The following is a 12,604-nucleotide window of genomic DNA, read 5'->3' on the forward strand; positions in this document are numbered from 1 at the left end:
TCCTATATCATATCAAAACTAGTATCCTATGATGGAAAAAATCTTAAAAGGTATCTGAGTTATCATAAATGGTTATTTTTCAACATTTCATGCTAACAGTTATACAATCTAAGATTTCGACATCTTCTATCGGATGTTTTTGATATGATAGAGCAAGAGGAGAAATATGGATACAATTCAAATTCTACATTTTTCATTATTAGGATATATCATCACAAGTGACATCAATTCTTATATTAAAGAAAACTTATCAACAAAAACGAGAATTATAGTTTCTAGGCGTATCATCTATTCCTATAACACTACTACCTATTTTATCATAAAATCAATGTTTTTATCTTCAGATACAATGTATTCTTATATAGAAGATATACGACTCCGTTCTGAATTTGCCAACATTATCATCATAGGAAGTTACATTGATTATGATAAACTTTTCCGTAGTCATTACAGAATATTCGGTGTCATTGATACAGCTAGAAATCATTCTTTACAATCTATACGACAAGAAATTCACTCATATTTAGATGGTATTTATAACAACCTGAAATAAATTAGGTTTGGTAGTCTTTATACATTTCCTCAGCATACATGGCTTCAACAACTTTCAAAAAATCACTGCCTCCCCCAGATAAGCCTGAGGAAAGCAGTGATTCTTATTTTAGGAGTTAGGAATGAATACACGAAATCAATTGATCTTATGATTTTTTGTTTTTCAAGAATTCATCGTATTGTTTTTGCATTTCGTTCAATACTTTTTCGTAGGCACCTTCAGATTTCAATTTTTCCATCAATTCTGGAATCGCTTTATCTGGGTCTACAGTACCAGTGTTGATAGCTGTATCAAATTGTTGCATTGTGTTAGAAATAGCTGAGATTTCAGATTTCACATTGTCAGTATTGAAGATAAATCCAAGCGCTGGAGATTCTTTAGCTTCTGCCAATTCTTTCTTAGAATTTTCGATTTGTTGGTCTGTAACGTTTTCGTTGATGTAGAGAATCCAGTTGTTACCAGTGTTCCATCCACTCATGTGAGTGTTTCCTTTGTAGCCATCAAGAACGCGAACACGGTTTTCTTTACCTTCAATTTTTTCCCAGTTCTTGCCTTCTGGACCGTAAACAAGGCCGTTCAAAAGTTCTGGGTTCGTATTCAAGAGGTTCAAGATTTCCATTGATTTTTCTTTGTTCTTAGAGTTGTTTGAGATGACAAAGTTAGCAACTTGTGTTGTTTGGTTTTTCTTAATAAAGTTTGTGATTGGTTTGATTTGGATATCTTTGTTGGCAACGCGTGAGAGCAAGCTGTTACCGTAGTCAGCTGGTCCTACTGTCTCTTCACGAACGAACCAAGTATCTTGTTGAAGGTCAAATGTAGTGTCACTTGTTGCGACGTCTTTTGGAATGTAGCCAGCTTCATAGAATTTGTGAAGAGTCTTTAAGTGTTCTTTGAAACGAGGCACTTCGTAACGGTTTACAACTTTAGTAGTATCACCTTCAAGGTCAATAACGAATGGAAGCCCGTTTGCTACTGGATAGTCAAAGTTCTCAGAAGGGATGAAGTTCTTAGTAGCTGCAAATGGTACTACGTCTGGAGCTTTTTCTTTGATTTGTTTCAAGACTGGCTCAAGAGTTTCGTAAGAAGTAACACCTGAAATATCGATACCATATTTGGCAAGGAGAGTTCCGTTGAAGGCAAAGTTTTGAGATGATGCAACGTTGGCTGCAACTGGAACAGCATAAATTTTACCGTTTACAGTATTACCCTTGATGTAAGCTGGGTCAAGTGCTTTGTAAAGGTCTTTACCTTCTTTTTTGTACAATTCTGTCAAGTCAGCGTAAGCACCTTTTTGAGCATTTACAATGTAGTTATCTGCAAAGGCAATATCATAGTTTTCACCAGATGATGTGATAACTGACATTTTCTTACCATAGTCACCCCAGCCAAGGTATTGGATATCCAATTTGGCACCAACTTTTTCTTCGATGATTTTGTTGGCATTTGCTAACAATTCATCCAAGTTGTCTGGTTTGTCACCGATTTGGTACATTTTGATAACAGGTTTGTCACCTGAATCAGCAGCTTTTTTGCTGTTACCTGTCAAATTTCCACAAGCAGCAAGACCTGCAGCCAAAGCGACTACACTAGCAGATGCAAAAGCATATTTTTTCCAGTTTTTCATGATAAAAACTCCTTTTTTTATTTTTAAACTTATAAACAATGTAATGATCTTATACTCAATGAAAATCAAAGAGCAAACTAGGAAACTAGCCGCAGGTTGCTCAAAACACTGTTTTGAGGTTGCAGATAGAACTGACGAAGTCAGTAACATCTATACGGCAAGGCGACGTTGACGCGGTTTGAAGAGATTTTCGAAGAGTATTAACTTCACACAAGGGAAGTTGGGAACTGAGAAATGTTCTTTCTCAATAAGCACTATTCTTTCACACCACCGATAGTCAAACCTTTTACAAAGTAGCGTTGGAAGAATGGATACAAAATCGCGATTGGAAGGGTTGCGACCACAACCATGGCCATACGACCTGTTTCTTTCGGTAGAGCAACTCCCAGTTGACCAGTCAAGCCGACCGCTTTGGCAATGTAGTCCATATTTTGTTGGATTTGCATGAGCAAATATTGCAATGGATACAAGTTGTCACTCTTGATGTAAAGAAGGGCGTTGAACCAGTCATTCCAGAAACCAAGTGCTGTCAAAAGCGTGATGGTTGCGATACCTGGTAGTGACAATGGCAAACAGATTTGGAAGAAAATCCTAGCCTCACTGGCACCATCGATACGAGCCGATTCGAGAATGGCTTCTGGAATGGTCTTCTTGAAGAAGGAACGCATCAAGATGATGTTAAATGGTGAGAGAAGCATTGGAACAATCAAGGCCCAAACAGTGTCACCAAGCTGAAGTACACGGGTCACCATGATATAACCTGGTACCAAACCAGCGTTGAACAACATACTGAGCAGAACGAAGATGGTAAAGAATCTGCGATACTTAAAGGTTGTCCGTGAAATAGCGTAGGCATAGGTTGTTGTGATAAAGACATTTGTAAATGTCCCAACTACGGTTACAAAGACAGAAATGAAGAGGGCCTGTAAGATTTTATCCTTAAACTGTGCCAAGAACTCAAAACCGTCTAATCCAAATTGGGATGGGAAGAAGCTGTAGCCGTATTGGAGGAGGCTTTTCTCGTCCGTCACTGAAATAATGATAACGAATACGAAGGGTAGGATACAAGAGAGGGCAATCAAACCCGAAATGATACTGAAGAAGATATCTGCTTTCTTACTGAAGGAGTGAATGCCGACATTATCAATTTTTTCTTTTTTAATTTTCTTTTCTGCCATATTCTCCTCCTTTCTAGAACAAGGCTGAGTTTGGATCAACTCGTCTTGCCAGTAAGTTTGATAGAACCACCAGAATCAAGCCGACTACTGATTGGTAGAGACCTGCTGCTGAAGCCATCCCAATATCCGCTGTCTGGGTCAAACCATTATAAACATATACGTCCAAGACGTTGGTTACGTTATAAAGCTGACCAGCATTGTGAGGGATTTGATAGAAAAGACCGAAGTCTGCACGGAAGATATTTCCGACTGCAAGGATGGTCAATACAGTTACCAACGGTGTCAACTGCGGAATGGTGACATTGCGAATCCGTTGCCATTTGCTGGCTCCGTCTACTGTCGCTGCTTCGTAGTAGGTTGGATCAATTCCCATGATTGTCGCATAGTACATGACACTGCTATATCCAAAACCTTTCCAAATACCTAGGAAAAGTAGGAGATAGGGCCAAATTCCTAAATCAGCGTAGAAGTTGGCTTCTTTTAGACCAAGACTTTCCAATAAATGATTGAATACCCCTTTATCAATATTTAGGAAGGCATCTGTAAAGAAACTGATGATAACCCAAGACAAGAAGTAAGGGAACAACATAGAAGTTTGGAAAATCTTCACCATTCTCTTGGAACGGAGTTCACTGAGGATAATGGCAATCCCTACAGATACAACTAAACCTAGAAAGATGAAGCCAAGATTGTAGAGAACCGTATTTCGTGTGATAATAAAGGCGTCTCTTGAACTAAATAAGAATCTGAAATTATCGAGTCCGACCCATTTACTATTTATGATACTATCTATGAAACCATTACTGGTCATGTGGTAGTCTTTGAAGGCAACCACGTTCCCAAATACTGGAATGTAGAAGAATAGAATCAACCAGAGTGCCCCTGGCAAAACCATCAAGAGAAAGATCCAGTTGTCTCTCAAGGTTTTTGAAAACTTATTCATAATTTCCTCCCTTTTTATTTTGATATCCATCTAAAAATTCCTTTTTAGACTTTTGATAACGATTACATTATTAGTATACTCCTATTTGCAGATTAGGTTAAACTCCTAATTATAGAAAAAACTCCACAAATTATGTAGCAGATTTAAAACTTTATCACCACTATCAAACAAATGTCCTAAATCAATTGTTTATTTTATCTCTATTTGCACCGTGATGGCGTCACTCTGTTACCCTGTGCTAGTCTCTCAAACTAAATTTTAGGAGCAATGAAGCCCACTATTTTTAGAAAAAAGGCCTATTATCAAGTTCACTTAGACTTTTGACCATAGAGATTTTTCTCTTTTTAACGTTTTTTCTCAAAACTCATCCTAATCTCTGTCTAAAAATAAAGGTACTACTTTTCTCAACTTTTTTAGAAAGCTAATACTCTTCGAAAATCTCTTCAAACTACGTCAGCTTCCATCTGCAACCTCAAAACAGTGTTTTGAGCAACCTGCAGTTAGCTTCCTAGTTTGCTCTTTGATTTTCATTGAGTATAAGGCAAGACCAAGTCAATTTATAACAATGTTTTAGAAGCAATATTGTACTAGTCCAGACTCAGTTCATTATAGTGTCTGATTTCTCCGAGACTGACTCCCTACAAAAACTGCAAATAAGAAATCTCCAGCTTAGTAACTATCAGTGAGTTCTCGAGTCTGGAAATTTTTCAATATACCTCGTTATTGAACGGTTACAGTTTGCCGTCTACTTCCTGAAATGCAAAAATCTCCTAGCAGGCTTTCCTGCTAGGAGATTTTCTTATGAGAGGTACTTGTTTCAGCTTTGAAAATCGGACTTATCATCTGATAATTATCAAACAATCTACCAATTAAGCTTCTTCGTCTTCTTTACGACGACGTCCTGCAAGACCAAGACCAAGTAAGGCACTTGCGGCAGCTGCTACCATAGCTACAGTAGAATCTGCTGTACCTGTATTTGGCAATTCTTTAGATGCTTTAGGCGCATTTGCTTGTGCTGATGCTTCTTGGTTGGCATTCGCTGCTTGAGCAGTAGCTGGAGCTACAGCTGGTGTTTGAGATGCTTGATCCTCAGCTGGAGTTACATGGTCAGCTACTGGAGCAAGTTTCGCCATAAAGTCTTCGATACGTTTCACCATTGCATCCACTTCTGCTTGACTTGCGTCTGCGTTAGCAAATACTTTCTTAGCATCTGCTGATAATGCATTCGCTTCTTTTGCAGTTTCTGCATCAAGCTTAGCTGATTCTTGGATGATTAGCTCATCTAGCTGATGAATAGCACTTTCTAACTTGGATTTATTCACTTTGGCTTGAGTGTTCGTCATTCCGTTATCGGCAGAAGGGCCGTAGTTTCCACCATTATATGGAGGTATCATATCTTGATTGTTTGGTGAAATCACTTCAACTGGAACTTCAAGTTTTTGTACACTTCCATCCGCTAGTCTTAATGTCACTGTAGCAATTTTAGTACCGATAGTATTCGTATCAGGCAATACCATCTTGATGACTGAGATTTCTTCTGGTAAATCTAATTTCGCTAACACATCTGCTTGGGAAAGGGCTGTACCGCGTTCAACTTTCACTACTCCATTGATTAAAGCTTTCAGGGCGTCTTCTAGTTTTAATTCTGGAAGATCAGCTACAAGTGCATCTTGATCAACTTGGTATAAGAAGGTTCTGAGAACTTTATCGAGTTCTGCTTGGGTTGTGGAGCTATCGATTGCAATATTAGCTGCTTCCGCTTCTTCTCTTACCGACTCTTTTTTCTTATCTTTTTCTTCCAAAGTTAAATCTGTTCTCGCATCGATTTCTTTCAGCTTATCTGCCAGTACTTCTTTAACAGCTTTCTTAAATTCTGCTTTTGCACCTACTGGATCAATCTTTGCAATATTAGCTTTTCCAACTTCCGTTACTTTAGCAACATCGTCTTGACTCATTGCCTTACGAATCGCATCCTTAGCTGTTTCTGCTTCTGATTCTGCGGCTTTTTTGGCAGTAGTTTTTTCTGCTGTCAATAAATCAGTTCTTGCATCAATCGCTTTTGATTTTTCTGCTAAAGCTGTCTCAATTTCTGCTAGGGCTTTCTCTTTCCCTACTGGATTTACTGCTGATATAGCTGTTATTCCTGTTGTTTTAGCTTCATCTACTTCTGCTTGTATTGTAGCTGATTCAATAGCTTTCTTAGCATCTTCTGCCGCTTTCTTAGCCACTGCTTTGGCTGCTAATTTTTCTGCGTCTGAAAGTTTAGCGTTGCTGTCAATTGCAGTTTCCTTAGCAGATAGGGCTGAGTCTACTGCTGCCTTAGCCTTGTCTTTTCCAACTTCTGCAACTGATGAGATAGCTTGGCTTCCTTCCGTCACTTTGGCATCTACTTCTGCTTGTGTTGTAGCTGATTCAATAGCTTTCTTAACATCTTCTGCGGCTTTCTTAGCTGCTGCTTTGGCTTCTGATTTTTCTGCGTCTGAAAGTTTATCGTTGGCGTCGATTGCAGTTTCCTTAGCAGATAGGGCTGAGTCTATTGCTGACTTAGCCTTATCTTTTCCAACTTCCGCAACCGATGAGATAGCTTGACTTCCTTCCGTCACTTTGGCATCTACTTCTGCTTGTGTTGTAGCTGCTTCAATGGCTTCCACTACAGCAATTGCAGCTTTTGCAACTTCTGCTTTCGCTTTGATTTTTTCTTTTTCTGATAATTTCTCGTTCTTATCAATTGCTTCTAACTTAGCTTCTGTTACTTTTTGGATTTCATCTAATGCTTTTTCTTTTCCTACTGGATTTAGTGCATCTATAGCCTCTTTACCAGTTGTTTTTGCATTATCTACCGCTACTTGCTCTGTTGCAGCATCTATAGCTTTCTTAGCTTCATCTACAACATTCTGAACTTGTTCTTTAACGGCTTGTTTTTCGTCATCAGAAAGTTTCTCGTTACCAGCAATCACTTTTTCTTTAATCGCTTGAGCTGCTTCTAGTTCTGCTTTGGCTGCTTCCTTAGCAATTGCTAATTTACCTGCATTTTTAGCTGCTGTAACATCATCTTCCGTTGTTGCATCATCAATTGCAGCAATTGCTTTATTTGCTTCGTCGGCTATTTTTGCTTTCGCTTCTGCTTTTTTATCAGCTGGCAAATCTACATTCGCTTCAATAGTATCTGTTGCATTCTTAGCAGCTTCTTCAACTTCTTTCTTAACAGCTGATTTATCAATATCTTTTAGAAGTTTTGCTGCTGTTGCTAATTTTGATTTCAACTTGTCAATCTTAGCTTGGAGTCTGTAAGCTTCTAATTCACCAGCATTATCTCCTTTAGCTAATAAATCTTTAGCTGCTTGCTTCGCTGCTTCTAAGTCTGCACTTAATTTGCCAACTTCATCATTATAAGCTTTGATACTATCATTCGTTTTACCAGTTTTGTCTGCTAATTTAAGATCCTCATCAGCATTTCCTAACGCTGCTTTTTGTTCTTCAGTTACTTTATCTGCCAAGGCTTTTTTGGCTGCCTCTAACGCAGTTTTCTTAGCGTTCACATCTGCTAATGCATTTGCGACATCTTCAATTGTTGAATTTTGACTATCAATTACCAACTGGGCATCATTTACCGACTTTTGTGCTGCTAGATTAGCAGTATCATAAGCATTTTTTGTAGACGTTGTTTTTCCTTGGGTTACGTTTAAATTTAATTGCTGATTAATATAATTATTTAAATCATTCTTAGCTACTTTTAATTCTGTTACATCTCCTTTATCTTTTAGTAATTCTTTTGCTTCTGCTAATTTTTCTTTTACTTCTGTAACTTTTTCTTGTGCCTCTAACGCTGACACTTTGCTTGCATTTTCTTGAGCATTCGCTACAGCTTTTGCTGCTTCTATTGCTGTATCTAATTCTGCTTTTAATGCATTATATTTTATTTCATACACATCAATGCTATCTTGAGTTTTTCCTTTTGTGTCTGCTTTTACTAATTTTACTACATCTGTTGCCAATTTTGATTTTTGTGCATCAGTCGCAGCTACTACTAATCCCGCTTTAGCTGCTTTTAACTCTGCTAATTTTTCATTTAGTTTACTTACAGCGGCAGCTACTACATCTGGGTCTGGATTTTCTTGATTTAATATAGTTTCCGCCTCTTCTTGAGCATTTATTGCTTCAGTTTTTGCAGAATCATAAGGAGTTATAGAGTTTGGAGTCTTACCAATTCTTGGGTCTGGATTTTCATTTATTAAATTTAATAATTTAGTATTTGAAGTATCTAATTTTGATTTATCAGTTCTTAATGCACGTTGCCCATCTAACACAGCAGTTACAATATTTTTATAGTCCTGAGTTGTCTTTAATTCTCCATTCAATAACTTCTTAACATTTGATAACTGCTCTCTATAAGCGTTAATAGTTACTTCAGTTTTCCCTTTAATATCTCCTTCCTCTGTTGCTTTTAACTTATCATAAATTCTTTGTAAGAGGTTCTTCGCAACTATACTTGTATCTTGATTTACATTGAAATCCAATCCAGTAATAGGTAAAGAGTACTGTAAATAAGATGAATTATAACTCATACCAGCTTGATGTTTGTTTTCCAAACTAATTCTTACCTTATATGAAGTTACTCCCTTTGGTAAATTAATTTCTCTACTTGTAAATGTCCCTCCTGTTGCATTCGGTCTATTTTCAGTTAAAGCTAATTTTTCTTCTATCTGTTCTTTTGAAAGATTATTAGCATTAAAAATCTGATTTTTTGCATTTCCATCTCTTGCAGCAACTACTTTCATTTCAGTACTATTCACGTTATTTTCTGGTGAGACTACTGCCGTATAAATTGACTTTTCATTGCCATTTTCAATACTGAACACTTCTACTTTATATTTAGCTTTTGATCCATTATTATCACCAGTATAACCCGTTTTAAAGTTCACTGTTACTTTTGTTCCTTCATTCGAAGCATATGCTTTAAAAGTTTTTTCAATCCCATCAAACCATTTAGCCGATCTCGCTGTTTTCGCACCAGGTTCATTATTTTCTAAATAGGGTTTATCGTCATAGACTGGTTCGGTTCTATTCTGTTTAGTAACTAATTTTGATAGTAATAAAATGTATTCACTACTTCTGTCAAATGATTGTTCCCTAACCCAAACCTGATTAGTTCTATTGATATTTACCGTATATGCTGGGAAAACTCCAGATTCAGTTTTTCTAGCAATCGCAAATTTCCCATTTTCACCTACTGCTTTCCATCCACCAAATTCTTTAATTTCCGTAACACTACCCTTTACAAGATTTTTTGCATTCCCGAGTTCATCCATATTTTGAACTTTTTTATTATTCTCAATAACATTAGGTAATGTTTTCAACTTATCTGCTAACGTTTTTAAATCCGCATTTTCTGCAGGCTCTGTGTAAGTCTGGTTTGCTGATGGATCAGTATCCGTTGTTGTCCCATCTGTTCGGAATGGATTGTTTCTATCTAGGGCTTGTCCATTACGTGGATCATGTTGTCCTGAGTTTGCGATAGAGTTGGTTCCTGTAGCTTTCTCAGTATTGCTTGCTTTCTTACCGACAGTCGCTTTTCCTTCTGTGGTATCTAGTTTAGGGCTTTCCACTTGCGCTTTAGGCTTACTACGTAAACCGCTGCTCGCTGTCATAAAGAGTTTTCTATAAGCTTTCGTCAACTCGTCTTGACTTGTGGCTGTTGTTAGGGCAAGTTTTGCTAATTCTAAATGTTCTTTAAGGGTTGCGACACTTTCATCTGTCTTAGTCGCATAGCTACCTGAGGCTAATTTAGCATCAATTTCTGCTACGTAATCTTCCAGCTGTTTTTTATCCAAGTCAGATGTAGCTTTTTCTTCTGCTTTTTCTGTTGCTGAAGCAGTCGATGATACTACTGGCGCTGGAGTGGCAGTAGTAGACGATCCTTCTTTCTCTTTTGAAACAGTAGGTGATTCGACTGATGGTGCGCTTGCATCAGTAGATGTCGGAGTAGTTGTTTCTTCTTTCTCTTTTGAAACAGTAGTCTCACTGCTACCAGAATTTCCATCCAACTGACTGACTACTGGAGTCGCCCCGTAGGTTCCATTCTGGACATCTGGGTCTTTCAGTGGTGAGCCTTGTCTTCCCTCATTAGTTGGGGTTACACCTTGCTCTGTGGCAGACACTGTCCCATTTCCTGGAAACATGAACAAGGCTGCTACTGCAACACTAGCAGCTCCAAAACTAACCTTACGAATCGAAAACCGCAGGCGTTTTTCTCTATCTTCATTACCTTTATAAAACATATATCATTTTGCTCCTTTTCCGATAATTATCGGTTAATATATAATGGAAGGACAAATAAAAAGCCCCCTCCCCTAAAATATTTATGCATATTTTAGACTGGCATAATTCATTATACTCTTTTTTATTTTATAAATCAAATGTTATGAACTAAGCTTGATATGATGCATCTTATCCAATTCTTCTGTTTCACGCGAAACACCCTGCGCCAAGCAAGGTGTTCTTGTTTTTATACTAAGAGCAAACTAGGAAGCTAGCTGCAGGTTACTCAAAACACTGTTTTGAGGTTGCAGATGGAAGCTGACGTGGTTTGAAGAGATTTTCGAAGAATATTAAACCCCCAATTATTCATATCTCACACTAACCAAACAATTCAAAAACCACCAGAAGAGCCTTAAAATACTGCCCTTCTGGTGATTTTCATTGATAGCTGAGTCTCGAAGAAGGTAGAGTTTAAATTGAAACTACTATCATACAAAACTCTTTGATCCTATTTATTTTATCACAATTTTGATTTATAGTTCTCCGAATACCTTTTAAATGTGAAAGCATTTCATTGGAGCTTTGAAAAATACATACACTGTTTTTATTCGTATGTTAACTTGATAGAATCTTTGTCTTCAAGCATTTTTTTAATGTTAACGACAGGCAATATGAAGTTGGGGAACTCATTACCCCGAGTAATCATATCAGATACGATAGGCCGAATATAGGACCAAAGAATTGCTAAACCATTCTCTTTAAGAAAAGTTTCAAAATCAATATCAAATTCTGTCTCGTCATATATAAATGAAAATTCTCCAACAATATCTACAATAAGCTCAAAAGCAGAATCATCTGAATCTATATTTCCTTGCTTTGTTATCAAGTTAACATAAGCAAGGTTTTCAGATTTTCTTATTAAAATCTGTGCAGACAATTCAGGCTGTAAATTAATAGTACTATTTGTTTGGTCAAAACTAGGATTTCTTCGATACGATACTTCATTTAAAAAGTAATCTTTAAATTGTAAAGAGGACATTAAGCTGCCACCTCACTATTTTCTTTTGTTGTAATTAAGTTTTCAGAATCTATTGGTAAATATGAAAAACATGACTTCTTGTTTTTTATATTATATTCAGGCATTGCATTTACTTTAGTTACAGAATTCAAATCATCAAACTCTTTTTGATTATTTAATTGAGGAGTAAAATGGATTTCATCTTTATATTTTTTAAGACTTCCTGATATATTCAAATCATAATCAAATTCATTGTTTACTGAATAAATTTTGTTGGCCTTAATATTTTCAACTAATTCTTGGAACATTGGAGAATCCATCAAAGAAAATTCTTCAGTTCCTAAAAAGTTTGACAATAAACTCATAAAAGCCTCCTTATTTATAAAATGTTTGTAATACAATTTAAATCACGGATACAAATTTCCTCTCCATTCTTTCCGTCAATTACTGGTAAAGATGGAATAGCAGTATATGTTTTGGACTGCACTGCTTCATAATTCTTCCCATGCTGAGACGCTAAATCAAGCAACAGTTCAATAATTAATCCTTGATTTTGGTTAAGAAGAGTAGCTCTATTTTTGGCTCCGCTACCTGAAATACCTGCAATCTCACGTTCAATTTGAATAGATGCCGCTTGTCGATATTCCTCTAATAACCTTTGGTTTTTTGGGTTATCTAAAATAAAAATCTTATCTATAGATTTTAGGGTGATTTTAGCATGAATTAACTCAGGCCTAACCCCAGGTTTGCTTAGTTCAAATGACTTATACTTTGCGACATAAGCAGAAGCAATCGTTTTACCAGTATCTTTGTTAAAAGGTAGAAAAAAGTAAATACCATTACCCAAATCGTTCGGATGTCTCTGTTTATGAATACCAGGTTTATATTTCTCATAAGAAAACCCAGCAGATAGAATCTTTTCTTTCCTTTTATTGGTGGTGCCGTGCCACCCACTATATTGTAGCATAGAACCTCCTGATGAAGCTACTAGCTTAATTATACTGTTAAAGCTTAGATAATTCAACTATTA

8 protein-coding genes are annotated in these 12,604 nt (G+C 36.8%); 1 reads left to right on the forward strand and 7 read right to left on the reverse strand.

Annotated features, from left to right (window positions below; translation table 11 throughout):
- Positions 1-166: 166 nt before the first annotated feature.
- Positions 167-553: a hypothetical protein gene (locus HT711_RS11245; protein ID WP_225904702.1), complete on the forward strand. Its 387-nt coding sequence runs from the start codon at positions 167-169 to the stop codon at positions 551-553.
- 145 nt (positions 554-698) lie between these two features.
- On the opposite strand, the gene HT711_RS05750 is transcribed toward HT711_RS11245, so the two are convergent.
- The 7 genes from HT711_RS05750 to HT711_RS05780 all read right to left on the reverse strand — a co-directional run bounded on the left by HT711_RS05750 (position 699) and on the right by HT711_RS05780 (position 12,541).
- On the reverse strand, positions 699-2,177 hold the full coding sequence (locus HT711_RS05750; RefSeq protein ID WP_173249822.1) for an ABC transporter substrate-binding protein: 1,479 nt from the start codon (positions 2,175-2,177) through the stop codon (positions 699-701).
- A gap of 254 nt (positions 2,178-2,431) precedes the next feature.
- Positions 2,432-3,355: a carbohydrate ABC transporter permease gene (locus HT711_RS05755; RefSeq protein WP_000818348.1), complete on the reverse strand. Its 924-nt coding sequence runs from the start codon at positions 3,353-3,355 to the stop codon at positions 2,432-2,434.
- Between the two features lie 13 nt (positions 3,356-3,368).
- Positions 3,369-4,298: a sugar ABC transporter permease gene (locus HT711_RS05760; RefSeq protein WP_173249823.1), complete on the reverse strand. Its 930-nt coding sequence runs from the start codon at positions 4,296-4,298 to the stop codon at positions 3,369-3,371.
- A gap of 869 nt (positions 4,299-5,167) precedes the next feature.
- Entirely contained in the window at positions 5,168-10,576 is a 5,409-nt protein-coding gene (locus HT711_RS05765) for a DUF1542 domain-containing protein (RefSeq protein ID WP_173249824.1), read from the reverse strand.
- 584 nt (positions 10,577-11,160) lie between these two features.
- Positions 11,161-11,595: a protein-export chaperone SecB gene (locus tag HT711_RS05770; protein ID WP_000096818.1), complete on the reverse strand. Its 435-nt coding sequence runs from the start codon at positions 11,593-11,595 to the stop codon at positions 11,161-11,163.
- Positions 11,595-11,939, reverse strand: a complete 345-nt coding sequence (locus HT711_RS05775) for a hypothetical protein (protein WP_050252545.1) — start codon at positions 11,937-11,939, stop codon at positions 11,595-11,597. The genes HT711_RS05770 and HT711_RS05775 overlap by 1 nt, the downstream gene beginning before the upstream one ends.
- A gap of 14 nt (positions 11,940-11,953) precedes the next feature.
- Positions 11,954-12,541, reverse strand: a complete 588-nt coding sequence (locus tag HT711_RS05780; RefSeq protein WP_138704746.1) for a hypothetical protein — start codon at positions 12,539-12,541, stop codon at positions 11,954-11,956.
- Positions 12,542-12,604 lie beyond the last annotated feature (63 nt).

The sequence above is a fragment of the Streptococcus sp. 1032 genome, from assembly GCF_013277015.1.
Taxonomy (GTDB): Bacteria; Bacillota; Bacilli; order Lactobacillales; family Streptococcaceae; genus Streptococcus.